Origin of the sequence: Pantoea sp. B_9 (assembly GCF_008632015.1) — a bacterium.
GTDB classification, from domain to species: Bacteria; Pseudomonadota; Gammaproteobacteria; order Enterobacterales; family Enterobacteriaceae; genus Pantoea; species Pantoea dispersa.
This window is the reverse complement of the sequence record NZ_VWVL01000003.1, coordinates 504,606-530,515: the sequence shown is the minus strand read 5'-3', so window position 1 is coordinate 530,515 and position 25,910 is coordinate 504,606. Positions and strand designations below refer to the sequence as shown.

25 protein-coding genes are annotated in these 25,910 nt (G+C 59.4%); 17 read left to right on the top strand and 8 right to left on the bottom strand.

Annotation, left to right across the window (positions count from 1 at the left end):
• Positions 1 to 25: 25 nt before the first annotated feature.
• From F3I21_RS12710 to F3I21_RS12700, 3 genes are read right to left on the bottom strand one after another with little or no spacing between them, the layout of a single operon-like run.
• Positions 26 to 958 carry an SMP-30/gluconolactonase/LRE family protein gene (locus F3I21_RS12710; RefSeq protein WP_021509505.1) on the bottom strand — a complete coding sequence of 311 codons (933 nt, stop codon included), beginning with the start codon at positions 956 to 958 and terminating at the stop codon, positions 26 to 28.
• Complete coding sequence (locus F3I21_RS12705) at positions 955 to 1,893, bottom strand: hydroxyacid dehydrogenase (protein WP_104187238.1); 939 nt, start codon at positions 1,891 to 1,893, stop codon at positions 955 to 957. The genes F3I21_RS12710 and F3I21_RS12705 overlap by 4 nt, the downstream gene beginning before the upstream one ends.
• Positions 1,893 to 2,585, bottom strand: a complete 693-nt coding sequence (locus tag F3I21_RS12700) for a diguanylate cyclase (RefSeq protein ID WP_021509503.1) — start codon at positions 2,583 to 2,585, stop codon at positions 1,893 to 1,895. The genes F3I21_RS12705 and F3I21_RS12700 overlap by 1 nt, the downstream gene beginning before the upstream one ends.
• Positions 2,586 to 2,755: 170 nt before the next feature.
• Here F3I21_RS12700 and F3I21_RS12695 point away from each other — a divergent pair, with 170 nt between their 5' ends.
• The 9 genes from F3I21_RS12695 (at position 2,756) to F3I21_RS12655 (ending at position 10,083) form a co-directional block, all read left to right on the top strand.
• A complete protein-coding gene (locus F3I21_RS12695) occupies positions 2,756 to 3,469 on the top strand; it encodes an IclR family transcriptional regulator (protein WP_021509502.1) in 714 nt (237 codons plus the stop codon).
• Between the two features lie 147 nt (positions 3,470 to 3,616).
• Positions 3,617 to 4,042 (top strand): RidA family protein, encoded by a 426-nt coding sequence (locus F3I21_RS12690; protein ID WP_021509501.1) that lies wholly within the window; start codon positions 3,617 to 3,619, stop codon positions 4,040 to 4,042.
• 13 nt (positions 4,043 to 4,055) lie between these two features.
• Positions 4,056 to 4,730, top strand: a complete 675-nt coding sequence (locus F3I21_RS12685) for a DUF1028 domain-containing protein (RefSeq protein ID WP_058758805.1) — start codon at positions 4,056 to 4,058, stop codon at positions 4,728 to 4,730.
• 15 nt (positions 4,731 to 4,745) lie between these two features.
• Entirely contained in the window at positions 4,746 to 5,897 is a 1,152-nt protein-coding gene (gene argE / locus F3I21_RS12680; protein WP_058758804.1) for an acetylornithine deacetylase, read from the top strand.
• Between the two features lie 38 nt (positions 5,898 to 5,935).
• On the top strand, positions 5,936 to 7,078 hold the full coding sequence (locus F3I21_RS12675) for an ABC transporter ATP-binding protein (RefSeq protein WP_058758803.1): 1,143 nt from the start codon (positions 5,936 to 5,938) through the stop codon (positions 7,076 to 7,078).
• Positions 7,079 to 7,081: 3 nt separating this feature from the next.
• Complete coding sequence (locus F3I21_RS12670) at positions 7,082 to 8,089, top strand: NAD(P)H-quinone oxidoreductase (protein ID WP_150059061.1); 1,008 nt, start codon at positions 7,082 to 7,084, stop codon at positions 8,087 to 8,089.
• Entirely contained in the window at positions 8,086 to 8,700 is a 615-nt protein-coding gene (locus tag F3I21_RS12665; RefSeq protein ID WP_150059060.1) for a glutathione S-transferase N-terminal domain-containing protein, read from the top strand. The genes F3I21_RS12670 and F3I21_RS12665 overlap by 4 nt, the downstream gene beginning before the upstream one ends.
• 10 nt (positions 8,701 to 8,710) lie before the next feature.
• The gene (locus F3I21_RS12660; RefSeq protein ID WP_088517647.1) at positions 8,711 to 9,157 is read left to right on the top strand and encodes a type II 3-dehydroquinate dehydratase; all 447 of its coding nucleotides are present in this window, start codon (positions 8,711 to 8,713) and stop codon (positions 9,155 to 9,157) included.
• Positions 9,154 to 10,083 (top strand): glyoxylate/hydroxypyruvate reductase A, encoded by a 930-nt coding sequence (locus F3I21_RS12655; protein WP_190286093.1) that lies wholly within the window; start codon positions 9,154 to 9,156, stop codon positions 10,081 to 10,083. Before F3I21_RS12660 ends, F3I21_RS12655 begins: the two co-directional genes overlap by 4 nt.
• Positions 10,084 to 10,088: 5 nt before the next feature.
• On the opposite strand, the gene F3I21_RS12650 is transcribed toward F3I21_RS12655, so the two are convergent.
• Positions 10,089 to 11,051: a LysR family transcriptional regulator gene (locus F3I21_RS12650; RefSeq protein ID WP_021509493.1), complete on the bottom strand. Its 963-nt coding sequence runs from the start codon at positions 11,049 to 11,051 to the stop codon at positions 10,089 to 10,091.
• A gap of 364 nt (positions 11,052 to 11,415) precedes the next feature.
• Between F3I21_RS12650 and F3I21_RS12645 the strand changes: the two genes are divergently transcribed.
• The 4 genes from F3I21_RS12645 to F3I21_RS12630 all read left to right on the top strand — a co-directional run bounded on the left by F3I21_RS12645 (position 11,416) and on the right by F3I21_RS12630 (position 15,550).
• Positions 11,416 to 12,447, top strand: coding sequence for a polyamine ABC transporter substrate-binding protein (locus F3I21_RS12645; RefSeq protein WP_058758799.1), 1,032 nt, complete (start codon positions 11,416 to 11,418; stop codon positions 12,445 to 12,447).
• Between the two features lie 69 nt (positions 12,448 to 12,516).
• Complete coding sequence (locus F3I21_RS12640) at positions 12,517 to 13,371, top strand: ABC transporter permease (protein WP_021509491.1); 855 nt, start codon at positions 12,517 to 12,519, stop codon at positions 13,369 to 13,371.
• A gap of 1 nt (position 13,372) precedes the next feature.
• The gene (locus F3I21_RS12635; RefSeq protein WP_058775057.1) at positions 13,373 to 14,191 is read left to right on the top strand and encodes an ABC transporter permease; all 819 of its coding nucleotides are present in this window, start codon (positions 13,373 to 13,375) and stop codon (positions 14,189 to 14,191) included.
• 108 nt (positions 14,192 to 14,299) lie between these two features.
• Positions 14,300 to 15,550, top strand: coding sequence for an NAD(P)/FAD-dependent oxidoreductase (locus tag F3I21_RS12630; RefSeq protein WP_150059059.1), 1,251 nt, complete (start codon positions 14,300 to 14,302; stop codon positions 15,548 to 15,550).
• Between the two features lie 271 nt (positions 15,551 to 15,821).
• Here the strand turns inward: F3I21_RS12630 and mqo are convergent, their stop codons facing one another.
• A complete protein-coding gene (gene mqo, locus F3I21_RS12625) occupies positions 15,822 to 17,468 on the bottom strand; it encodes a malate dehydrogenase (quinone) (RefSeq protein ID WP_021509488.1) in 1,647 nt (548 codons plus the stop codon).
• Positions 17,469 to 17,835: 367 nt separating this feature from the next.
• Here mqo and leuC point away from each other — a divergent pair, with 367 nt between their 5' ends.
• The 4 genes from leuC to F3I21_RS12605 are packed head-to-tail and all read left to right on the top strand — an operon-like array spanning position 17,836 to position 21,804.
• Positions 17,836 to 19,257 (top strand): 3-isopropylmalate dehydratase large subunit, encoded by a 1,422-nt coding sequence (gene leuC, locus F3I21_RS12620; protein WP_058775055.1) that lies wholly within the window; start codon positions 17,836 to 17,838, stop codon positions 19,255 to 19,257.
• Between the two features lies 1 nt (position 19,258).
• Positions 19,259 to 19,882 (top strand): 3-isopropylmalate dehydratase small subunit, encoded by a 624-nt coding sequence (gene leuD, locus F3I21_RS12615; RefSeq protein ID WP_058775054.1) that lies wholly within the window; start codon positions 19,259 to 19,261, stop codon positions 19,880 to 19,882.
• On the top strand, positions 19,879 to 20,793 hold the full coding sequence (locus F3I21_RS12610; RefSeq protein ID WP_150059058.1) for an alpha/beta fold hydrolase: 915 nt from the start codon (positions 19,879 to 19,881) through the stop codon (positions 20,791 to 20,793). Before leuD ends, F3I21_RS12610 begins: the two co-directional genes overlap by 4 nt.
• A gap of 30 nt (positions 20,794 to 20,823) precedes the next feature.
• Positions 20,824 to 21,804: a LysR family transcriptional regulator gene (locus tag F3I21_RS12605; RefSeq protein ID WP_150059057.1), complete on the top strand. Its 981-nt coding sequence runs from the start codon at positions 20,824 to 20,826 to the stop codon at positions 21,802 to 21,804.
• Positions 21,805 to 21,812: 8 nt separating this feature from the next.
• On the opposite strand, the gene F3I21_RS12600 is transcribed toward F3I21_RS12605, so the two are convergent.
• The 3 genes from F3I21_RS12600 to F3I21_RS12590 all read right to left on the bottom strand — a co-directional run bounded on the left by F3I21_RS12600 (position 21,813) and on the right by F3I21_RS12590 (position 25,909).
• Entirely contained in the window at positions 21,813 to 22,118 is a 306-nt protein-coding gene (locus tag F3I21_RS12600) for a DUF1471 domain-containing protein (protein WP_021509483.1), read from the bottom strand.
• A 294-nt stretch (positions 22,119 to 22,412) separates the two neighbouring features.
• Positions 22,413 to 24,281 (bottom strand): low affinity potassium transporter Kup, encoded by a 1,869-nt coding sequence (gene kup, locus F3I21_RS12595; protein WP_150059056.1) that lies wholly within the window; start codon positions 24,279 to 24,281, stop codon positions 22,413 to 22,415.
• An 827-nt stretch (positions 24,282 to 25,108) separates the two neighbouring features.
• Entirely contained in the window at positions 25,109 to 25,909 is an 801-nt protein-coding gene (locus F3I21_RS12590; RefSeq protein WP_058758789.1) for a MetQ/NlpA family ABC transporter substrate-binding protein, read from the bottom strand.
• Between the last annotated feature and the right edge of the window lies 1 nt (position 25,910).

The window sequence follows — 25,910 nt, the reverse complement described above, 5'->3', positions numbered from 1 at the left end:
GCGTTCGGATGACGCAGAGTTGTAGTCAGAGAAACGAGGTATCGATGGCCGGCAACGCGCGGCCTGGCGTGTTCTGGGTACAGGTCAGGATGCTGCCGCTGACCGATTCGGTGATAAACAGCTGGTTAAGGTCGGCCCCGCCGAAGCACAGGTTGGTGGTGGAGCGACCCAGCGGACTGAGCAGAATCTCTTCCGGTTCAGCCAGATCGTTAAGACGCCAGACGCGCCCCAGGCCGGGATTGGCGATCAGCAGTTCGCCGCGCTGATTGATGGTCAGCCCGTCCGGCCCGCTGGGTCCGTGCGAGGTAAAGAACAGTCCAACTTTGCTCACCGAACCATCCGCCAGCAACGGCACGCGCCACACGCAGTTGCCGCGCGTCATCGCCACGTAGAGGATTTTCTCATCCGGCGACAGCACCAGGCCGTTCGGGCTCGGGCAGTTATCCAGCAGCAGGTCCAGCCGGCCATCCGGACTGAGCCGATAGACGCGTCCGCTGGCATCGTGCAGCCCGGTCTGGCCCTGATCGGTAAAATAGAGATTGCCGCGACTGTCAGGCGTTAAATCGTTGACGCCGCGAAAGCTTTCGCTATTACGCCGCGTCAGCCACGGCGTGATAGTGGCGCTGCTGATTGACAGCTTCATCAGGCCGTTACGGTAATCGGTGATGATCAGCGTGTCCGGATCGGTCAGCTTCATGCCGTTGGGCTCACCGTCATACTGCACCACCAGCTCCCAGTTGCCGCTCATATCAACGCGAAAGATGCGGCCATAGGGAATGTCGGTGACATACAGACAGCCGGAGGGATGCCACACCGGGCCTTCGAGAAAGGAGTCGGTAAGCTGGCCGCCGCGATTGGCGGCAGCCCAGACATTGCCGGCGTCCGGCCGGCGAAACGCTTCCGGCAGGCGCGAAAACAGCGTTAACTCGCGCACCTCCGGTACGGTGAGCACGGTCATGATACCGCCTCCTGCTCCTGCAGAACCTGCAACGCGTTGCGCGCGGCACCGGTGCCCATGCGCACGTAAGCATTGTCGCTCACGCCACCAATGTGCGGCGTGATAATCACATTGTTGAGCGACTGCCACAGATGCGGTGCAGTCAGCGGCTCGCTGGTGAAGCTGTCCAGTCCGGCGGCACGCAGCGTGCCGTTTTGCAGCGCGGTCGCCACCGCCTGATCGTCAATCAGTCCGCCGCGTGCGGTGTTGACCAGAATCGCGCCAGGCTTAAAACGGGCGAGGGCGGCCGCGTTGATCATCTGGTGATTGCTGTCCGTCAGCGGACAGTGCAGCGACACCACATCGGCACGGCTGTACAGTTCATCCAGTGATTCAACCGCTTCACAGCCAGCCGGCAAGGTTTGCGCATAAGGATCGTAGGCCAGCACCTGCATACCGAAGGCCTGACCAATGCGCGCCACGCGGCTGCCGATGGCACCCAGGCCGACCAGGCCGAGCGTGCGTCCTTCCAGCTCCAGTGATTTATGCTGCGCTTTATCCCAGTGTCCGTCGCGCATCCGGCGGTCCAGCTGCGGCACGGATTTAGCACAGGCGAGGATCAGCGCCCAGGCATGCTCCGACACGGCAGCGGCATTGGCGCCCACTGCCGCGCGGACCGCAATCTGGCGTTCCGCCGCTGCCTGCTGATCGATAACGTCAATACCGCTGCCGTGCTTGGAGATCACGCGCAGCGCCGGCGCGGCGTCCATGATGCGCCCGTTGATTTTGCCATAGCGCACAATGATCGCCTGAGGATTATGGCGCTCGCATAGCGCGATCAAATCGGCTTCCTGCGGCTGGCGTCCGGCATAAATCAGCTGATAGTCCTGCAGCAGCTCGACGGCTTCAGCAGCCAGGTCGCTGCCGGTGATGAGGATAGTTTTTACGTTGCTCATTACAGCGATTCTCCTTCTGCTAACATACCCGCCGCGCGCAGGGCACCTTCCAGCCAGCCCGGACGTAAATCGCCCTGCTTAATACCCGCGATGCGGCGCGTTTCGGCGTCCAGCTTCTTCGCCGCCAGGGCAATGATGCGTTCCACATCCTGTTTAGCGATCACCACCACGCCATCGGCATCGCCGACCACCAGGTCGCCCGGCTCAATCGACGCACCGGCCACCGACACCGGATGGTTCACGCGTCCGGGAATACTTTTGGTGGGGCCGCTTGGGTTGAGGCCGGCAGCAAACACCGGATAGCTGCCCTGCGCGAGGGCGTCAGCATCACGCACCGCACCATCAATGATGATGCCGGCGATGCCGGACGCTTCGGCCTGGGTTGCCATGATTTCACCCAGCAGCGCGCAACTGATGTCGCCTTTGCCGTCTACTACCAGCACATCACCCGGCTGGGCAATCGCCAGCGCCGCGTGAATCGCCAGGTTATCGCCCGGACGCACTTCCACCGTGATGGCCGGCCCGGCGACTTTCATCTGCGGCGACAGCGGCTTAACGCGGCCATGCAGGGTGCCGCGACGACCGGCGACATCGGCCAGAATCGCCGCCTGAAATGCGGCGGCCTGGCTGACGGACAGGGCGCTGACGCGCTCGATGTTGCGGTTGATCAGGTTATTTGCAGACACAGACATAATTCACCTCGTGGTTTGTTTTACCTGGTACAACATTGTTGTACAATATAAAACAACTATATCGACGATCTGACGCCGCATGCCAGTGTTACGAAGGTGTTTGTGATGTAAACACGATGTGACTCACAGTTTTCAGGTACACTCAGGACGGCACAAATCAGGAGGAAAAAATGGGAAATGAAGGCGTTAATGCGGTGGAGAAGGCGTTGTCGCTGCTGGATTGTTTTAAGCCGGGCGAAGAGAGCCTGTCGCTGACGGCGCTGTCGCAGCTTTCCGGCTATCACAAAACCACTGTCTATCGTCTGATGAACTCGCTGGAAAGGATGGGCTATGTGGTGCGCAGTGACAGCGGTGTCTACACGCTCGGCCCGCGTCTGTTATACCTCGGCAAGCTTTATGAGCAATCATTCCATCTGGCCAGCGTGGTGCAGCCGGAATTGCAGGCGCTGGCAACGGCGACCAACGAGAGCGCCAGCTGGTACGTACTGGATAACGGCCAGCGTCTGTGCCTGTTTCGTGCTGAATCGTCTGATGGCCTGCGTCATACGCGCCTGCCGGGGACAATTTTTCCGCTCGATAACTCAGCCATCAGTAAGGTGCTGCGTTTCTGGGGCATGAATGAAAATCTCTTCGATGCGCTGCCGTCGCTGCCGATATTCAGTTCGGGCGCGCGCGATCCGCACATCGCGGCCTTTGCCGTACCGGTATTCGCCGAAAATGACCGGCTAACCGCTGCGCTGGCGCTGACCGGCCCGGTTTCGCGTCTGACGCTGAATCGCAAAGATGAAGAGTTAGGCGTGTTGATGCGCGAAGCGGCTGCACGCCTGTCAGCCAAACTGGGCGCGCGCAAAGCATTTTGTGATGCGGTTTATGCGGCTAAGTAAGGCTGCGCATTAATCACTCATCGGCGGGCCAGCAGGCCTGCCGCACTCCTTCGGATTTTTCAAAGCAACACCTCAGTTAATGCTGTTTTCCCTGCTGCGCTAAGCCCGGTATACCTTGCGGAAACCAATTAAACGCTGGCAGGCATCATGAGCACCCATACCCGCATCCGCAAATTCAACACCAAAGATACCTATCCTAATCAGTCGCTGGACAACGACCTGTGTCAGGCAGTGCGCGCCGGCAACACCGTTTACGTGCGTGGCCAGATTGGCACCGACTTCGAAGGCAACCTGGTGGGGCTGGGCGATCCGGCAGCGCAGGCCGAGCAGGCGATGAAAAACGTGAAGCAACTGCTCGAAGAAGCGGGCAGCGACCTGTCGCACATCGTGAAAACCACCACCTACATCATCGACCCGCGCTATCGCGAGCCGGTGTATCAGGTGGTGGGCAAGTGGCTGAAAGGCGTGTTTCCCATCTCCACCGGTCTGGTGATCTCGGGACTGGGCCAGCCGCAGTGGCTGATGGAGATCGACGTGATTGCGGTGATCCCCGACGACTGGCAGCCGCAATAAGGAGCGCCGCATCATGACGTTATCGATTGTTGGACGCTGTGCGAAAACCGGCCAGCTGGGCATTGCGGTCAGCTCGTCGAGTATTGCGGTCGGCGCACGCTGTCCGTGGCTGCGCGCCGGCGTCGGCGCGGTCTCCACACAGAACATCACGCTGCCGGCGCTGGGCCCGCGCATTCTTGATCGGCTGAGTCAGGGCGAGACGGCGCAGCAGGCGCTGCAGAGCGGCCTTGCCAGCGATGACTTTTTTGATTATCGCCAGCTTACGGTGCTGGCGGCCGACGGCAGCAGTGCCTGCTTCAGCGGAACGCACACGCTGGGGGTGAATCACGCGCTGTGCGGCAGCGACTGCGTAGCGGCCGGTAATTTGCTGGCGAATCCCGAGGTGATTGCGGCGATGGTCAGCGCGTTTACGCAGCAGCCGGGCGAACTGGCCGCACGGTTAATCGCGGCCATGCAGGCCGGGATGGCCGCCGGAGGCGAAGCCGGGCCGGTTCATTCGGCGGCGCTGGCAGTGGTGGGCGAACCGTCGTGGCCGCTGGTTGATCTGCGCGTTGACTGGACGGAGGGCGATCCCATCGCGGAACTTCATCAGCTGTGGCTGGCCTATCAGCCGCAGATGCAGGATTACCTGACGCGCGCGCTCAATCCTACGCTGGCACCCCGTTACGGCGTGCCGGGCGATGAATAAGCGAGAGGAGACGCGATGCTGACCAGCCGTAACCTGCTCGAACATCTGGTGGCTTTCGACACCACCAGCCGCGAATCCAACCTGGCGCTGATCGATTTCTGCTGGCGCTACCTCAGCGGGCTGGGCGTGACCTGTGAACTGATGCACAACGCAGAACGCAGCAAGGCCAATCTCTATGCGCGGCTCGGGCCAGCCGGCAGCGGCGGGGTGATGCTATCGGGCCACAGCGATGTGGTGCCGGTTGATGGCCAGACGTGGACGGTGCCGCCGTTTGCGCTCACCGAACGTGACGGCAAGCTGTACGGACGCGGCACGGCAGACATGAAAGGCTTCCTCGCCTGCATGCTGGCTGCGGTGCCGCATTTTCTCGCCCAGCCGCTGCGTCAGCCGCTGCATCTGGCTATCTCCTATGACGAAGAGGTGGGTTGCCTCGGCGTGCGCTCGCTGGTGGATTCGCTGGCGCAGCGCAGCGATCGACCGGCGATCTGCCTGATTGGCGAGCCGACAGAACTGCGTCCGGTGCTGGGCCACAAAGGCAAGCTGGCAATGCGCTGCGAAGTGCAGGGCGCGGCCTGCCACTCGGCGTACGCGCCGCAGGGCGTCAATGCGATTGAATACGCCGCGAAGCTGATCCAGCGCTTAACCGTCATCGGTGAACGTCTGGCGGCGCCGGAACGACAGGATGCGCGCTTCGATCCGCCATTTACCACCGTGCAAACCGGGGTGATCCACGGCGGACGCGCGCTGAATATCGTGCCAGACGCCTGCAGTTTTGATTTCGAAGTGCGCACGCTGCCGCAGGAGGATGCGCAGCAGGTGGCAGAGGAGCTGGTGGCGTATGCGCAGCAGACGCTGGAGCCGCAGATGCGCGCGGTGCAGCCCGCCAGCGCCATCCGCTTCTCGCCGCTCAGCGCCTATCCCGGACTGGATACCGCCGCGCACAGTGCCGCGGCACAGCTGATTGCCCGGTTGAGCGGCAGCGACAGCTTCGGCACCGTGGCGTTTGGCACTGAAGGCGGACTGTTTGCCGCCGCCGGCATCCCCTGTGTGGTGTGTGGTCCCGGCAGTATGGAGCAGGGCCATAAGCCCGACGAATTTATCACCCTCGCACAGCTGGACGCCTGTGACAGCCTGTTACGCCGGCTGGCGACCTGGATGTGCGAATGAACCCGCGACGAGCCACCCCGTCCGAATCCGGAGATTGTATGGTCAGTGCAGAAGTAACCCCGTTTCCGCAGCCGCTGTCATCGGCGCCGCATAAGGCCAACGTGGCGGTGCAGCTGGATGGCGTCCTGAAGCGCTTTGGTGATGCCATCGCGCTGCATAAAATTTCTCTCACCATCCACGAAGGTGAGTTCATTACGCTGCTCGGCCCGTCCGGCTGCGGCAAAACCACGCTGCTGAACCTGATGGCCGGCTTTGCCGAAGCCGACGGCGGTGAGATTTTTATCGATGGCGACCTGGTGACAGAAATCCCGCCTTATCAGCGTGAGATCGGCATCGTGTTTCAGAACTACGCGCTGTTTCCGCACATGACGGTGGAGAAAAACGTCGGCTACGGCTTGCGTATGCGCGGCGTGCCGAAAGCGGAAATCGCCGAGCGGGTCGGGCAGGCGCTGGCGCTGGTAAAGCTGGCGGGTTACGGCCAGCGCAAGCCGCGTGAACTGTCCGGCGGGCAGCAGCAGCGCGTGGCGCTGGCGCGTGCACTGGTGATTCGCCCGAAAGTGTTGCTGCTGGATGAGCCGTTCTCCGCACTGGACAAAAATTTGCGGTTATCCATGCAGGTCGAGCTGAAAGCGATTCAGCGCAAACTTGGCGTGACCACGGTCTTCGTCACCCACGATCAGGGCGAAGCGCTGAGCATGAGCGACCGCGTGGTAGTGATGTCGGCCGGGCACGTGCGCCAGATCGGTCCGCCGGATGAGATCTATCGCCGCCCGCAGGATCCGTTTGTCGCCAGCTTCGTCGGTGACGTGAACATTCTGCCGGGCCGCTACGCCGGCCGCGACACCAGCGCGCTGCTGGAGCTGGGCGGTAACACGCTGCGCCTGCCGGCCAAACGGGTGCAGGCCAGCGTCGGCGACCGGCTCGATGTGTATGTGCGTCCGGAAAATGTGCAGCTGGCGCCGCTCGGTCCGCAGGCGCTGCTCAGCGCCACGGTGCTGACGCATGTGTTTCAGGGCGATCACGTTGACGTGCACCTCGACATTCCGGCGCTCGGCAGTGCCTCACTGTTTGCCCGGCAGTCCGGACTGGAGGCGCTGACGCGCTGGCCGGTCGGCAGCGTGGTAGGGCTGACGTTTGATGACGAGGGCGTTTGCGCCTTCGCCAGCGACGCACAGGGTTAGCGCATGGCAACGGAAACCATGACGGCGATCATCGCCGCACAGCCGGGTGGTGCAGAGGTGCTGACTGCGGTGCAGCGCCCGGTGCCGCAGCCGGGACCGGGCGAAGTGCTGCTGCGCGTCGTCAGCGCAGGGGTTAACCGGCCCGATATTCTGCAGCGCAACGGCATGCCACCGCCGCCAGGCTGCAGCGATATTCTCGGGCTGGAAGCGGCGGGCGTCATCGTTGCACTCGGCGCAGGCGTCAGCGAACTGCAGCCGGGCATGGCGGTGATGGCGCTGCTGAGCGGCGGCGGTTATGCACAATACTGCGTGGCGCGCGCCGACCTGTGCCTGTCGGTGCCGGACACGCTGCCGCTCAGCCACGCGGCGGGGTTTCCCGAAGCCGCGTTTACCGTCTGGCACAACCTGTTTGAGCTGGGGCGTCTGATGCCGGGCGACAGCGTGCTGATTCACGGCGCGGCCAGCGGCGTGGGCACGCTGGCGATCCAGTGCGCCCAGGCTTGTGGCGCGCGGGTGATTGCCACCGCCGGCGGTGCGGAAAAAATTGCCGCGCTGCAGCAGCTGGGCGTGTGGCGCGCCATCGATCGCCATAGCGAAGATTTTGTGGCGGTGATTCAGACGCTGACCCGGGAACGCGGCGTGGATGTGGTGCTGGATAACGTCGGCGGCGACTACATTGCGCGCAACCTCAGCGTGCTGGCAGCGGGCGGGCGGCACGTCAGCCTCGCCTTTATGCAGCGGGCCACGGTGGAGATCGATTTACAATTAATCATGCGCAAAGGCTTAAGCCTGACCTCTTCCACGCTGCGACCGAAAAGCGCGGCGGAAAAAGCGCGTCTGGCGCAGTGCGTGCGCGCCCATCTGCTGCCTTTACTGGCCGCCGGGCGCATCACGCCGCAGGTGCATCAGCGATTGCCGCTGACGGCCGCCGCGCAGGCGCACCACATCCTTGAAGCCAATGCCAATATCGGCAAAGTGCTGCTGCTGCCAGATGCGGAGGCCATGCCATGATGGAACTCTATTACGCCTCTACCTCGGCTTACGTGCGAAAAGTGATGGTGTGCGCCCAGCTGCTGGGTCTGGCGCCGGAGATCACTCTGCTGGCGTCGGCGGCGCACCCCGTCGAGCGCGATGCGCGCATTGCCGCGTTTAATCCGCTGGCCAAAGTGCCGGCGCTGCGCACCGAACAGGGACTATGTTTGTACGACAGCCGGGTGATCTGCGAATACCTTAACCACCGCGCCGCGGGCCAGTTGCTGCCGGCAGACGGCGAGGCGCGCTGGCTGTGCCTCACGCGCCAGGCGCTGGGTGATGGGCTGCTGGACGCCGCGCTGCTGGCGCGCTACGAAACCAGCGCCCGCCCGCTGGAAAAGCAGTGGTCAGCGTGGCGCGATGCGCAGCTGACCAAAGTGGCGGCGGCGCTGGCGGCCATTGAGCAGAAGGCGGAGGCGTTCAGCCGCACGCCCGACGATCTCGGGTTGATCGCCATCGGCTGCGGATTGGGCTATCTCGACTTTCGTTTTGCTGAACTCAACTGGCGCGCCACACATCCGCAGAGCGCCGCCTGGTTTGCCCTTTTTGACGCGCACCCGGCAATGGCCGCGACGCGCCCGCACCTGTAACGGAGCCGCCATGTCTCAGATTTTCTTTCTTAATGGGCCCAATGCCAATCTTTACGGCATGGATCGCCACGGCACTTACGGCAGCGACAGTTTCGCCAGCATCGGCGAGCGCTGTCAGCGGCGCGCCGACGCGCACGGCCTCAGGCTGCAGTTTCGTCAGAGCAACCATGAAGGGGTGCTGGTGGACTGGATTCAGGAAGCGCGCCAGCAGGCAAACGGGCTGATCATCAATGCCGCCGGATTATCGTACCGATCAGTACCGATTCTGGATGCGCTGCTGATGTTTGATGGCCCGATCATCGAAGCGCACATGAGCAATATCTGGCAGCGCGAGCCGTTTCGTCATCAGTCGCTGGTGTCGAAAGCCGCCACCGGCGTGATCGCCGGGCTGGGCGCGCTGGGTTATGAACTGGCTATCGATGCGCTGGCGACGCTGCTACAGGAGCCCAGCGCATGACGACGCTGGTGTTTTATAGCGAGTTCGACAGCTTCGAGGCGTGGTCGGCGCTGCTGGCACCACAATTACCGGATGTCACTATCTGCCGTGCCGATCAGGTTGCGGATGCCGATAGCGTGCAGTTTGCGCTGGCGTGGAAGCCGCCGCGCGGCTTTTTTGCCCCGTATCGCCAGCTGAAACTGCTGGTGAATCTGGGCGCGGGCGTCGACTCGCTGGTGGGGCGCGACGACCTGCCTGACATCCCGATCGTCCGGCTATCGGACCCGGATATGGCGCGCATGATGGCCGGTTACGTGCTGTTTGCCGTGCTGCGTTACGCGCGTGACATACCGGCATTTGAGCGCGCACAGCGTGAACGTCGCTGGCATTATCTGCATCCGCGCGAGCCGGCGTCGATTCGCGTGGGCGTGTTGGGGCTGGGCGAACTGGGTGCGTACGCGGCGCGCGAGCTGGCGCGTCAGGGCTTCGACGTGCGCGGCTGGTCACGGTCGCCCAAAGCGCTGGACGGCATTCACTGCGTCAGAGGTATGCAGGCGCTGGATGCGTTTCTGGCCAGCAGCGACATTCTGGTGGTGATGCTGCCGCTCACGCCGCAAACCCACGGATTGCTGGATGCGCAGCGTCTGGCACGGTTGCCGCCGGGCTGCGCACTGATCAACGTGTCGCGCGGCGCGATTGTCGATCAGCCCGCGCTGACCGCGGCGCTGCAGAGCGGACAGATCGCCCACGCCACATTAGACGTGTTCGATCGTGAGCCGCTGCCGCCCGACGATGCGCTGTGGGGCATGGAGAATGTGCTGATCACCCCGCATCTGGCGTCGGTGGCGATCCCGGCCAGCGCCGCGCGTCAGGTGGCTGATAACATCCAGCGAGTGATGCGCGGCGAGCCGGTGCTCAACCAGGTGTTTCCCGCGCGGGGTTACTGAGCGCGTCAGGCGACGCGCACCACCTGCGGGTCGAAGTAGCTTGGCGCGGCCATACCGGGAATGTATTGATCGGAGATGAACATGCGGCAGCGTTCGGCGAAGGCGTTGACCACCATTGACTGCTGCACGTGGGCCACCGTGGCGTATCCCAGCAACATCGGCCGGTTCACGCCGGCAAGGCGCACACGGATCACCCGTTTGCCATCCTGCGACAGATTGGCTTTGGGCCGCACATTGGCGATGCCAAATCCCACGCCGTTGGCCACCATCGCGCGTACCACTTCCATATTGCCGGAGCGCATCACAATGTTGGGCGTCACGCCCGCTTCGCTAAACAGGCTGAGAAAATATTCGCGGCTCCATGGCATATCCAGCAGCACCATCGGCACCGTAGCGAGATCCTGAATGGTCACCGCAGACTGACTGGCAAACGGATGATGTTCGCCGACCATCACATACGGTGGCAGCTGCGCCAGCGACTGAAACGCGATGTCGCTGGCCGGCACCAGATCGTAGGTCAGCGCGATATCGATATCGGCGGCGCGCAGCTGTTTCAGCAGCTGTTCATGATTGCCCTCCACCAGCGTGATGCGCACGCCGGGGAAGGCACGGCCAAAGCCAAACACCAGCTCCGGCGTCAGCATCGGGGCCAGCGTGTCGAGACAGCCGACGCGCAGCGGGCCGCGCACGTTATTCAGCGACTCTGAGGCGATGGTATACAGATTCGACATCTGTTCCAGGATCAGCTTCGCCTCTTTTAATACCTGATGGCCAATGGCGGTGAGCGATACGCCCTGCGCGTGGTGGCGCACAAACAGCTGCACCCCCAGCTCGGATTCGATGTGGGTAATGGCGGCAGAGATCGACGGTGACGACACGTGAATACGTTCGGATGCGCCAATAATGCTGCCGGCTTCGCCGGACGCGACGAAGTATTCCAGCTGGCGCTGGGTGATGCGACTGAGCATGCAGATTCTCCTGGTGTCGCCAGCGCGATCTTGTCGCGCCGGCTTTTCTATTTACCCCTGTTTCCATGCATTTATCATGCCGGACAGCGAATAGCAGCATAATCCCCTGCCTGACGCTTCACGCCCATTCGCTTCTGCCTCACCAGGGCTTAAGAAAATCCGTTGCAAAGCAGCGACTTTTTTAGCGTCAGAAATTCCGATGCAACGGCGAGGAAAAGGCTGTTTTACCGCAGCATCGGCCAGCGGCAGAATCGCTGTGACACCTGCTTTTCACTTTCGCACTGTTTTGGCGCAGCGCGCCGTGGCGAATCAACGGTGGTTCAGAGCAGCGATAACAGCCTTTTCATTGACTGGGGACAAAAATATGTTGCGTAAGATGTGTGCCTTAACGTTGTTAACCACGGGAATTCTGAGCGCAGGGAATGCCATGGCCGCCGACAAGCTGATTGTCAGCACCTGGGGCGGCAGCTTTAAAGATCTGATCGATCAAACCATCGCTAAGGAGTTCACCAAAGAGACCGGCGTCGAAGTGCAGTTCGTCACCGGCGGCACCATCGATCGCCTCAACAAAGCCAAACTGGCGGGCGGTTCGCCGGAAACTGACGTGACCTTTACCACCGCGCACGTCGGCTATCTGTATGCCAACAGCGGCCTGTTCGAGAAGCTCGACATGAGCAAAATTCCTAATGCGGTCAATCTGGTGCAGCAGGCGAAAGTCAGCCCGTATCATCTGGGCGTGTGGGGCTACGTCTACACCATCGGCTACCGACCGGATCTGGTGCCAAAAGGGGAAACTTTCACCAGCTGGAACGACCTGTGGAAGCCGGAGCTGAAAGGTACGCTGGCGCTGCCCGACTGGGATCCAAGCCACATCATCGCCGTGGCCGCCAAACTCTCCGGCAGCGATGCGGCGCACTGGCAGCAGGGCCAGGCGAAGCTGAAAGCGCTGATTCCTAACATCAAATCGTTCTACACCGATGATGCCAACAGCCAGCAGCTGATCTCCACCGGAGAAACGCCGGTGCAGGTGATGCTGTCAATGAACGCCTACAGCATGATTGCGGAAGGGGTCAACATTAAGCTGGCGATACCGAAAGAGGGCGCGATCCTCGGCGTGGATACCGTCGGCATCAATAAAGGCAGCAAACATGCCGATCTGGCGTACAAGTTCATCAACATCGCACTGAAACCGGAAATTCAGCAGCAGGTGGCGAAGATCTATCGCGGTAGCCCGACGGTGACCAACGCGCATATCGATCCGGAGCTGGCGAAACTGCCAGGCATGCTGACCACGCCGGCGCAGTGGAATGCCACCATCAATACCGATCCCCAACTGCGTGCGGAGAAAACCGCCGAGTGGCGTCAGTGGTTCTCTGAAAACATCATGTCTCACTGATTGTCCTGGTGCTGCGGCGGGGCGGGTGCCTCGCCGTAGCCGGTAACACCTATGCAGGCAGTAACGTCCATGACGAAAAAACCGACATTTTTACCCTGGTTCATTCTTCCCGCCACGCTGACCGCGATGGGGCTGGTCGTCGCGATGTTTGCGGTGATGCAGTTCAGCGTGCGTGCATACATCCCCGGCTCGCTGGATGTCGGCGGCTTTACGCTGGCCAATTTCAGTGGCCTGTTTAAACGCATCTACGGCGATGCGTTTCTCAATACCGTGCTGCTCAGCGCCAAAACGGCTTTATTTGGTTTGCTGATGAGTTACCCACTGGCCTATGCGCTGGTGCGCACCCGCACTGCGTGGATCAAATCCACCATTCTGATCATCGCGATTACCCCGCTGTTTCTGGGGGAAGTGGTGCGCACCTATTCGTGGATTATCGTGCTGGGTAACAGCGGCTTTCTTAATAGCCTGCTGCTGGCGCTGGGCATCATCAGCCAGCCAATCCAGTTTATGTTTACCCAGACCGGCGTGGTGGTCGCGCTGGTGCATGTCACCATGCCGATCATGGTGCTGATGCTGGCGACGGCGCTGTCACATATCAATCCGGACTACGAAAAAGCCGCCACCAGCCTTGGTGCCGGGCCGGTACGCGCGCTGCTGACGGTGACCATTCCGCTGTCGATTCCCGGCATCATCGCCAGCCTGACCACCGCGTTTGCCTGGACCTTCAGCGCTTTCGCGACGCCACAACTGATTGGCGGCGGGCGCGTCAGTACCGTGGCTACGCTGGTGTATCAGCTGGGTTTCTCCTCGATGAACTTCCCGTTTGCCGCAGCGCTGAGCATTGCTGGCCTGCTGCTGACCATTCTGCTGCTGCTGGCGCTGAAGCGCATGACGCGCTTCCTGCACGCCATGGGAGGGCACTAATATGACCCGTTCTCACAACGACAAACTGATTGCGCTGCTGGGTAAACTGCTGGTGATCGCCATTCTGACGTTTGTCATGTTGCCCACCGTCGTGGTGTTTATTTCGTCGTTCAGCAGCACCTCCGTGCTGTTCTTCCCGCCGAAAGGCTGGTCGCTGCGCTGGTTTGAGCGGGCGCTGAGCTACGACGATTTTCGTCACGGCTTCTGGTCCGGACTGATTGTCACGGCATGGGCGTCAACGCTGGCGGTGGTCATCGGTGCCACGCTGGCGATTGCCATCGAGCGCTATCGCTTTCCCTGCAAACAGGTGCTGGAGAGTATTCTGCTGTCGCCGCTGTTTATTCCGCATTTCACCATTGGCCTCGGCCTGCTGATGCTGGTGTCGCAGCTCAATCTGGGACGCGGCTACGCGCTGGTGATTTTCTGCCACGTGGTGCTGGTGCTGCCGTTCGTGCTGCGCAGCGTCTATGTATCGCTGAAAAATCTCGAGCAGCGGATAGAACTGGCGGCGGCCAGCCTCGGCGCATCGCCGTTGCGCGTGGTATGGACCATTACCGTGCCGCTGATTCTGCCGGGCCTGTTTGGTGGCTGGCTGTTCGCGGCGATTCTCTCTTTCAATGAATTTACCGCCTCGCTGTTTATTACCACCCAGGCGACGCAGACGCTGCCGGTGGCGATGTACAACTACGTGCGTGAATTTGCCGACCCGACGCTGGCGGCGCTGTCGGTTATTTATATTGTGGTGACCGCCGCGATGTTAATAATCGCCAATAAATTTTTCGGGCTGGGAAAAATATTAAACGTTGAGGCCGGGCATTAAATTCGCTGTGCCATCGGGCCGCCGTTAAACATGACAACCTGGTGTTAATCGCCAGCGGCGTAATATTTGCGCCGCGCTGGTGGCATGCCAACTATTCGGGGATGACCTATGTCAGTAGAAAAAATCAATACCGTGATTGTCGGAGCGGGCCAGGCGGGTATCGCCATGAGCGAACATCTGGCGCAGATGCAGATCCCGCACGTGGTGCTGGAGCGCAGCCGCATTGCCGAGCGCTGGCGCTCCGAACGCTGGGACTCGCTGGTGGCCAACGGCCCGGCGTGGCACGACCGCTTTCCTTCGCTGAAGTTTGATAACATTTCACCGGAGGCGTTTCCGCCGAAAGAGCGCATGGCGCAGTATTTCGAGGATTACGCAAAGATGCTCAACGCGCCGGTGCGCACCGGGGTTGAAGTACAGCAGGTGACGCGGCTGCCCGGACGCAGTGGCTTCCGGGTGGTGACGTCGGTGGGAGAATTCGACGCGGACAATGTGGTGGCTGCCACCGGGCCGTTTCAGAAGCCCGCGTTCCCGGCCATCGTGCCTGAAGGCGCGGTGCCGCAGCAGATCCACTCATCGGCGTACAAAAATCCACAGCAGCTGGCGCCCGGAGCGGTGCTGGTGGTGGGTGCGGGTGCGTCCGGCACCCAGATTGCCGAGGAGCTGCGTCAGGCCGGCCGCGAGGTGTTTCTGTCGGTCGGTGAGCACTACCGCCCGCCACGCGCCTATCGCGACCGTGATTACTGCTGGTGGCTTGGCGCGCTGGGGCTGTGGGACGAAGTGAAAATCAAGCCGAAGAAACAGCACGTGGCCTTTGCCGTCAGCGGCTATGAAGGCGGTAAAACCGTGGATTTCCGCCGGCTGGCCCATATGGGCATTACGCTGGTCGGCATCACCGAGCGCTGGGATAACGGCGTGCTGCGCTTTGCGCCGGGGCTGGCAGAGAATATCGCCGAAGGTGACAGAGCTTATTTCGAGGTGCTGCGCGATGCGGATGCGTACATAGAACGCAACGGGCTGGATTTACCGGCCGAGCCGCAGGCGTGGGAGCTGTTGCCGGATCCGGAATGCCTGTTAAATCCGCTGATGCAGCTGGAAGTGCAGGCGGCGGGCATCAGCACCATTATCTGGGCTACCGGGTTTAAATTTGATTTCAGCTGGCTGCAGGTGGATGCGTTTGATGAACAGGGCCTGCCATTCCACAAGCGCGGTATTTCTGCCGAGCGCGGTATTTATTTCCTTGGCCTGCCCAATCTGGTCAACCGGGCGTCGTCGTTTATTTACGGCGTGTGGCACGATGCGAAATATATTGCCGACCACATCGCGCTGCAAAATGCCTATTCGGATTACGTGAAGTCGTAATTATTTTCCAGGTGCGCATGAATGCGCACCTTACGGAAGATTCACAAAGCCCGCACGTACTGTTGCCTTGCAACCTTTGAATTAGCACGATAAATCGTGCCGCTACATAAGGTGCGGCTGGAGGGTGCAGTAATCACAACGCGCACAAACCGTAGCGGCGCAATTTATTGCGCAACCTGACACCGCAATCAGCCAATCCTCAGACAAAAAAATGCCGGTGGGCGATGGCTCGCGCACCGGCATCGGTTCGATTGACTCAGCGATGGCGCTATTACAGCGCCATATCCTGCTTCGCGGACTCTTCGCGCGGTTTGGCCTGCGCAGGTGCCGACTGCTGATCGTCCATGTTAATCACTGGCGGTTTGGTCAGCTGCAGCACGGATGCGGTGTTATCCCATACCTGCTGGGTCAGCGCGGTGTTGCCGTTCAGCTTCTGGCCGAAGCTTGGCACGATAGCGCGGATCTTCTGCTGCCACTCCGGTGACGCGAACTGCTGCGGGAACAGCTTCTGCATCACGTTCAGGGTGATCGGTGCCGCGGTAGATGCACCCGGTGAAGCACCCAGCAGGGCCGCCACGGTTTTCTGCTGATCGGTCACGATTTCGGTACCCAGCTTCAGCACGCCGCCTTTCTCAGCATCTTTCTTGATGATCTGCACACGCTGGCCGGCCTGAATCAGTTTCCAGTCCTCTTTACGCGCGTTCGGGTAGTACTCTTTCAGCGCGGCAAAGCGGTCATCATCGTTCAGCATCACCTGACCAATCAGGTATTTCACCAGGTCAAAGTTATCGATGCCCACGTGCGTCATCGGCATGAAGTTGCTGGTGGTGGTAGCGCTCAGCAGATCGAACAGCGAACCGTTCTTCAGGTATTTGGTCGAGAACGTGGCGAACGGCCCAAACAGCACCACTTTTTTACCGTCGAGGTTACGGGCATCAATGTGCGGTACCGACATTGGCGGTGCGCCTACGGAAGCCTGACCATACACTTTCTGCAGGTGACGGCTGGTGATTTCCGGGTTTTCGGTCATCAGGAACGAACCGCCCACCGGGAAACCGCCGTAGTTATCGGCTTCAGGAATACCGGTTTTTTGCAGCAGCTTAATCGCCGCACCGCCCGCGCCGATGAATACGTATTTCGCATCCACTTCACGGTTTGCGCCGCTCTTCACGTCTTTGATGGTGACGTGCCAGGAGTTGTCGCTGTTGCGTTTGAAATCGGTGACTTCAGAGGAAGTTTCCAGCTTGAAGTTCTGATCTTTCTGCAGGCTGCCGATCAGCTGACGGGTAATTTCACCGTAGTTCACATCGGTACCCACCGGCGTCCAGGTGGCGGCCACTTTCTGATTCGGATCGCGACCTTCCATCACCAGCGGTGCCCACTGCTCGATCTGTTTGTGATCGGTAGAGAACTTCATGCCCTGGAACAGGGTGGTTTTCTGCAGCGCCGCATAGCGTTTGGTCAGGTATTCGACATTTTTGTCGCCCCAGACAAAGCTCATGTGCGGGGTGGAGTTGATGAACGAACGCGGATCGTGCAGCACGCCACGCTGTACCTGGCTGGTCAGGAACTGGCGGGTAATCATGAACGATTCATTGATTTCCAGCGCTTTGCTCACATCGATGGAACCGTCTGCACGCTCTGGCGTGTAGTTCAGCTCCATGTTGGCAGAGTGGCCAGTACCGGCGTTATTCCAGCCGTTGGAGGATTCCAGCGCGACGCCGTCGAGACGCTCAACCATCAGTTGTTTCCAGCCCGGTTGCAGCTCCTGCAGCCAGGTACCGAGCGAGGCGCTCATGATACCGCCGCCAATCAGCAGCACGTCGGTTTTTTCTGGTGCGTTCTCAGCGTGAACCGCTGAAGAGACAAGCAGTGCCGTCAGCGAAAGCGCGGACACAAGTTTTTTGGTCTGAGTCATGCCAGTCCTGTTTATTCTTTGCAGATGAACGTTAAAAATTCGGTTGGCAAATTAAAAGATTGTTACGAAAAGATTAACTTGTTTTTAGTTAATTAACTATTGATGGCAATTAATTAACTTTCATAAAAGCGGGATGGCGAAATAAACGGCAGGAATACAGCAGCAGTGCGGGAAAAAGCAACAATATATCCGCTAACGGAGCGCGGTTATTATTTATAACCACGGGCAAGACTTAGGTCAAATTAAATCCGCCGGCGCGATGACAAATCATGCACTATCACTGCACGGAGCGTGTTGATGATCTGACGCCGAATGGGTTTACCCTAAGGTCTCTGATGACTTGTTTAACTTTCGCGTGGACATGAGCATGGCGGGCAAAACCCTGTATGAAAAGCTGATCGAACAGCATGTGGTACGTCACCTGGACGATGAGGGGCACGTGCTGCTCTATATCGACCGGTCAATCCTCAATGAATACACCAGCCCGCAGGCGTTTAGCGGTCTGCGCGACCGGTCGCGTCGCGTGCGCCATCCGGCCACCATTCTACTCAACGTTGATCACGTGAACCCGACGCGGCCAGTGCGCGATGCGGCGATGACCGACGCAGGCGGTCAGCTGCAGGTCGATTACTTCCGCAAAAATGCGGAGCACTTTGGCATTGAGCTGTTTGACGTGCTCGACCCGCGACAGGGCATTGAACATGTGGTGGCACACGAACAGGGGCTGGTGATGCCGGGGATGGTGATTGCCGCCGGTGACAGCCATACCACCACTTACGGGGCGTTTGGCGCGCTGGGGTTCGGCATCGGCACCTCGGAAATCGAGCACCTGCTGGCGACACAGACATTGATTTATCGCACGCTGAAAACCATGCGCGTTGAAGTCACCGGCGAGCTGCCGTTTGGCTGTGCCGCCAAAGACATCGTGCTGGCGTTGATCGAACAGATTGGCGCATCCGGCGCTACGGGATATGCGATTGAGTTTACCGGCAGCGCGATCGATGCGCTGAGCATGGAAGGGCGTATGACGCTGTGTAACATGGCAGTGGAAGCCGGTGCGCGCGGGGCGATTATCGCGCCGGATGACAAGGTCTACGCTTACATTGCCGGCAAACCGCAAATGCCGGTGGGCGAACTGTGGCAGCAGGCGCTGGCCGAGTGGCGCACGTTGCGCAGCGATGATGATGCGGTATTTGACCGGCAACTGACCATTGATTGCAGCGATCTGGAACCGAAAGTCACCTGGGGCATCAGCCCGGATCAGGCCTGCGCCATCAGCGGCCACGTGCCTAATCCGGCTGACGAACCCGATCTGGTGAAACAGCAGGCGATAAAAAATGCACTGCACTACATGGGGCTGCAAGCCGGCACGCCGCTGGCCGACATTGCCATCACCCACGCGTTTATCGGCTCCTGCACCAACGGGCGCATTGAAGATTTGCGCGCTGCGGCAGCGGTGATTGGTACCCGCAAAATCGCGCCGCACGTGCGCGGCATCATCGTTCCGGGCTCAACCCAGGTACGGCAGCAGGCGGAGGCGGAAGGGCTGGCGGCCATCTTTATCGACGCTGGCTTCGAGTGGCGTCAGTCGGGCTGTTCGATGTGTCTGGCGATGAACGAGGATGTGCTGGCACCGGGCGATCGCTGCGCATCGGGCACCAATCGCAACTTTGCCGGCCGTCAGGGCGCGGGCGCGCGTACTCACTTGATGAGTCCGGCGATGGTCGCCGCCGCTGCGCTGGCGGGCCATCTGGTTGATGTTCGTCACTATCTGCAATCCGGGGTGTAATATGCAAGCTTTCACTACCATCACCGGCAAGCTGGCACCGCTGCCGGCTGCTAACATCGATACCGATGTGATTATGCCCAAGCAGTTTCTCAAAGGCATTGACCGGCAGGGGCTGGATCGCGGCGTGTTCTTTGACCTGCGCTTTCTGGCCGACGGTGCGCCAAACCCTGATTTCATCCTTAATCAGCCGGGCTGGCAGAACGCGACGTTTTTGCTGGTTGGCGCCAATTTTGGCTGCGGCTCCAGCCGCGAACATGCGGTGTGGGGGCTGAATCAGCTGGGCATTCGCGCGATTATCGGCACCAGCTTCGCCGGCATTTTTGACGACAACTGCCAGCGTAACGGCGTGCTGACGCTGAGCCTGAGCGAGGCGGATTATCAGCGTCTGAGCGCGGTGGCCGCCGATGCGCAGCGCAACACCATCAGCGTGTCGCTGGAGCAGCAAACCATTCAGTTCGCGGATGAAGTGATTCACTTTACGGTGAGTGCCCTGAAGCGCGAAATGCTGATCGGTGGCGGCAGCGCGGTGGACTGGACGCTGCAATATGAAGCGGATATCAGCCAGTTTGAAGCGCAGCACTTTGCGCAGCGTCCGTGGCTACAGCGCACCAGGGAGCAACCATGAGTAAGATTATCGACCGCGGCCCGTCGCCGTTTATCGCCGGTTTTACCCTGCAGGATGTGACGCTGGATAATGGCGTTACGCTACGCGTGGCCAGCGGCGGCAAGGGCACGCCCTTGCTGATGCTGCACGGCCATCCGCAAAATCATCTGGCCTGGCGTAAAATCGCACCGCAGCTGGCGCAGCAATATCAGGTGATCCTGCCGGATTTGCGCGGCTACGGTGACAGCGACAAGCCCGCCAGTGACGCTGAACATCTGCCGTATGCCAAACGCAGCATGGCGCAGGATATCAGTCAGCTGATCGACGCGCTCGGCCTGCAGCGCGTGGCGTTTGTCGGCCACGATCGCGGCGGGCGCGTCGGGCACCGGCTGGCGCTCGATCATCCGGAGAAAGTCAGCTGCTGCGTGTTTGTCGATATCGCACCGACTGCCACCATGTACGCGCTGACCGATCAGGCGTTCGCCACGCGCTACTTCTGGTGGTTCTTCCTGATTCAGCCGCATCCGCTGCCGGAAACCATGATTAGTCACGATCCGGCGTTCTTTTTGCGTAAACACATTGATGGCCAGCTGAAAACGCCGGATGCGACCGAACCGGCGATATTCGAAGATTATCTGCGCTGCTATCGGGATCCGGCGATGATCCACGCGGTGTGTGAAGATTATCGCGCCGCCGCCAGCATCGATTTGCAACACGATGCCGCTGACAGCGACCGGCGCATTGCCTGTCCGCTGTTTCTGCTGTGGGGCGAAAAGGGCACGGTCGGTCAGCTGTATGATGTGGTGCACACCTGGCAGGACAAGGCGTTGCAGGTGCAGGGCGAGGCGTTACCGTGCGGCCATTCACCGCAGGAAGAGGTGCCAGAGCGGTTTCTGCACTCGCTTCAGCGCTTTCTGGGATCTGTGTTATAACCACGTGGCGTTCACTCACCATGTGCTGTTATGAAAATACTGCTTGCCGGAAAAAGTTATCAGAAGCCGTTACAGGGTTGGCCGTCGATCGAAGACCTGTACGTGTTTATCAGCGTGGCGCGGCATGACGGTTTCGGCCGCGCGGCGATTGAGCTGGGTCAGTCACCGTCTTACATCAGTAAACGCATCGCCATTCTGGAAAAACAGCTGGAGACGCGGCTGTTTTTCCGCACTAACCGCGTGATGCGCCTGACGCCGGAAGGTGAAAAAGCGCTGGAGGGCGCGCTGCAGGTAGTGCAGGAAATGGATGGCTTTCTCAATAATTTCCGTCAGTGGCGCGGCGAGCTGACCGGGGAAATTACCGTCGGCTGCTCATTTGGTTTCGGTCAGGACTATTTATCGGATGCGGTTTCGGCATTTATTCACCAGCATCCGTCGCTGAATATTAAACTGATGCTAAGCGATCGGGCATTCGACCTGCTACAGAGCGGCACGGATGTGGAAATCTGCGTTGGCGACGATCTCAATCCTTCCTATATTGCCCGCCGGCTGATTGCTAACCGGCGTATTTTATGTGCCGCGCCGGCGTATTTATCCCGCGCCGGTATGCCAGCCTCGCTGGATGCGTTAATTCATCACAGCTGTCTGATCATTAATGAACGCGATAATTCATTTGGTAACTGGGCATTGACCAATGGCGAGCAGCAGGTGTTGTGTCGCCTGAACAGCCATTACTCTTCCAATAGCGGCAAGGTGATTCTGCACTGGGCGTTGCAGGGGCATGGTATTGCGCTGCGTTCAGCGTGGGATGTGGCGCCGTATCTGGCCACGGGCGAGCTGGTGGCGGTATTACCGCAGTGGTATCAGGAAGCCAATATCTGGGCGGTGTATACGCAACGCGCCGCAGAATCGCAGCGTATTAAAGTTTTTCTCGATTTTCTCGCTGCCTATTTTAATGAAAAAAAGCCTGCCGGAAATGACGGGCAGGCCATAAGCAGAAAAACGTGTTAATCCGAGCATCAGCCGTAAGCCACCTTGTCATTGATGTGATACAGCGTGGCGGTGGCAGCCATCACGTGCTGGCCGTCGTGGCCCGGCTCATGTGATTCAACGTCGGTGATGTGATAACCGACGGCTCCGGCCGCCTGGGCTTTTTTCACAATGGCGTCTGTTAACTCTTCCATTGACGTGGCCCAGCTTACGGAGGTCACACCCGCTGGATGGATTGAAGATAATTCGCGGTGCGTCAAATCGGCGCGAATTAAAACCGGTTTAACATTTTGCGGCGTAAAAATGGAAATCACATCGTTAATTAACGCTTTCATGGTCTTACTCCTCAAAAATAACAACAGAGCCGGAAGTGAATTAACCGATCCTGAGATCGTTGTTTATTGGTTTATACATTCCGGCAAAGCGCACGGTGAATCATCATGCCGGTAGGGTTAATAAACACCTTTTGAGGTTATGCGTTTTAGCTTTAATTGCTAATCAGATGTTAAGAAAAGTTCCGCCACAACTCCGGTAATGTTTCGCTAATATTTTTTCATCTGCTTACATTTGCCATTAAAAAAGTCGCTGCATTGTGTGCTGGTAAATCCGGCCATCCGTGGCCCTGCGGCTTAAAACTCGCGCTGGCCGCCCAGTTCGATCACCCGATTGGGCGGAATATGAAATTGCTCATGGGCGCGTAGCGCGTTGCGCTGGCAGAAGTGAAAAATCCCGCCGCGCACCCGCGCCAGACCGCGGCGTTTTTTCATTACCAGCGTATCGTGCGCGGTAAAAAATGACGCTTCATTCACTGTGCAGCCAAAACCTTCCAGTCCACACAGATGCAGAATCTCGGCCATCGACGGCACTTCACGCCAGCCGTAGGCGGCAGTGACCTGCCAGAACGACGGCGACAATTGCGTAATGCTGACGCGCTGCTGGTTATAGACGCGCGGCGTGTCGGTGGTGCGGATATGCAACAGCACCACGCGGCGGTGCAGCACGCGGTTATGCTTGAGGTTGTGCAACAGCGCCTGGGGAATTTCAAACTCCTTGCGCGCGAGGAAGATGGCGGTGCCCTCGACGCGGTTCGGCGGATTGCTCTCCAGCGATTTCACCAGCGCCAGTAAACCGTCCTGATCGTTATTCAAACGGCGAATCAGGCGGTTACGCTCGCTGCTCCAGATCAGCATCAATCCCATCATGGTCAGCGCCAGCAGCACCGGTACCCAGCCGCCGGACAGCAGTTTCATCAGGTTGGCGATGAACAGCGGCACGTCGACCACCAGCATACACAGCAGGAACAACAGCGCCAGCGGCAGCGGCCAGCGCCAGTTACGCAGCGCCACCACGCCCGCCAGACAGGCAGTGATCACCATGGTGCCGGTCACCACGATGCCGTACGCCGAGGACAACGCCGATGACTGGCGGAAAGCCAGCACAATCAGCATCACGGCGGTGAACAGCAGCCAGTTCACCACCGGAATGTAAATCTGCCCGGACTCGGTATGCGAGGTAAAAATGATGCGCATCGGCGGTAAAAAGCCCTGGCGAATGGCCTGATGCGTCAGGGTATAGACGCCGGAAATCACCGCCTGCGCCGCGATGACCGTGGCCAGCGTTGACAGCACAATCAGTGGAATCTGCGCCCAGCCGGGAGCCAGATTAAAGAACGGATTGTTCAGCGCCTGCGCATCGGCGATCACCAGCGCGCCCTGGCCGAAGTAATTCAGTATCAGCGCCGGCATGGCAATCACCAGCCAGGCGAGACGAATCGGCGCTTTGCCCAGGTGGCCCATGTCCGCGTACAGCGCTTCCGCGCCGGTCACCGCCAGCACCACCATGCCCATTGCCGCGAGCGAGAGCGCTTTGTGGCTGAGCAGGAAGGTCAGCGCATAGGACGGACTGAGCGCGTGCAGCACTTCCGGGTTGAGCAGAATACCGCGTATGCCAAGTGCGCCGATGGCCACAAACCAGACAAACATCACCGGGCCAAACACCCGGCTGACCTTTTCCGTGCCGTGTTTCTGGATAATGAACAGCAGCGCGAGAATGGTGAGCGCCAGCGGCACCACATATTTTTCCAGCCCGGGCGAGACCACCTGAATCCCTTCAATGGCCGACAGCACCGAGATGGCGGGGGTGATCACGCCATCCCCATAGAAAAATGCGCCGCCAATCAGACCGGCCAGCACGATGATATGACCGGCTTTGCGGCCAACGTTGCGGCGAGCCAGCGACATCAGGGTGAGAATGCCGCCTTCGCCGTCGTGGTCGGCGCGCATCACGAAGCAGACATATTTCAGCGTGACGATGAGCGTCAGCGCCCAGAAGATCAGCGACAGAAAGCCCATCACCGCCAGCGCCGACGGCGCGCCGTCCGGCAAAATCGACAGACACTCTTTGAGGGTATACAGCGGGCTGGTACCGATATCACCAAACACGATGCCGGCGGCGGCCAGCATGCCAGCAGGCAGAGACTGTTTCTCTGATTGACTCATACATTTCCTGTTTTTTCAGGGAGAAAGGGCGAGCGCCATCAACCGCACTGGCGTGTCGCAATCACCCACCTTTATGCTGGCGAAGATAGCGTTTCAGCGGCGTAATCGGTAGGGGGTGGCGTTTTTTTGTACGCGATTTTTATACCAATCGACCAAATTTTTACGCCATTTTTACACCGCTGCGGCTTTTTCAACCTGAAGTGTAGACGATTCAGACAGCAGCAGAAGCGGGCTGGCTGGCAGAAAATGGGATGGGGGTGTGCAGATAGCGAGATGATTAAAAATGCAGGAAATAGCGATGCTAAGACTTTGTACCAAAAATTATGTCCGTACCCTCTGACCGCACAATATGTAGCGGCGCGATTTATCGCGCTAAGTTAAACATTTCACAGTTGCCGGAATGCGCAATGAATTGCGCCGCTACGATCCGTGCGGCATTGTATTTCGGCACCGCCATCCTGCACACATTGTAGCGGCGCGATTTATCGCGCTAAGTTAAACACTTCACAGTTGCCGGAATGCGCAATGAATTGCGCCGCTACGATCCGTGCGGCATTGTATTTCGGCACCACCATCCTGCACACATTGTAGCGGCGCGATTTATCGCGCTGAGTGAAAGACCGCACAACTGCCCGAATGCGCAATGAATTGCGCCGCTACGATCCGTGCGGCATTGTATTTCGGCACCACCATCCTGCACACATTGTAGCGGCGCGATTTATCGCGCTGAGTGAAACACCGCACGACTGTCCGAATGCGCAATAAATTGCGCCGCTACGATGGGTGCGGTAATCCTGTTCCTGCCTGCATCAACAGGCAGGTAATCCTTACCAACCCTTAATAATATCGCCTTTATAAATCTCGTTGGCTTTATCCAGTACCGGCTGTGACTGGAACGCTTCTTTCAGCTTCTGCACGTTCGGGCTGTCTTTATTATCTTCGCGCGCCACAATCGCATTCACATATGGCGACGCTTTGCCTTCCATAAACATCCCGTCACGCGAAGCGGATAAATTAACCAGCGCGGCAAAGTTATTATTAATGATCGACAGATAAACCTGCGGATCGTCCAGCGTGCGCGCCAGCTGCGGCGTATCCACTTCCACAATCTTCAGCTTTTTCGGATTGTCGGTAATATCCAGCGTGGTCGGCAGCAGACCGGCTTCGGGTTTCACCTTCAGCAGGCCCTGCGCCTGCAGCAGCAGCAGGCTACGCCCCAAGGTGGTCGCTTCGTTAGACACGGTCACGGTAGCGCCATCCGGCAGATCCTGCAGTGATTTAATCTTGCGTGAATAACCGGCAATCGGGAACACGAAGGTATGGGTCACGACGGCAAATTTATATCCGCGCTCTTTGGACTGCATCTCCAGATAAGGCAGGCTCTGGAACGCGTTGGCGTCGACATCTTTGTTGAACAGCGCTTCATTCGGCTGCACGTAATCATTAAACGCTACCACATCAACATCGAGCTGATATTTATCGTGTGCCACCTGCTTCACGGTCTGCCACAGCGCCTCATCCGGTCCGGTATTGATCGCCACTTTGATTTTGTTGTCGTTGTGGTTGTCACAGGCGCTGAGCAGGGTGACAGAGGCCGCCAGCAGGGCGGTAAGCCATGTTTTTTTCATT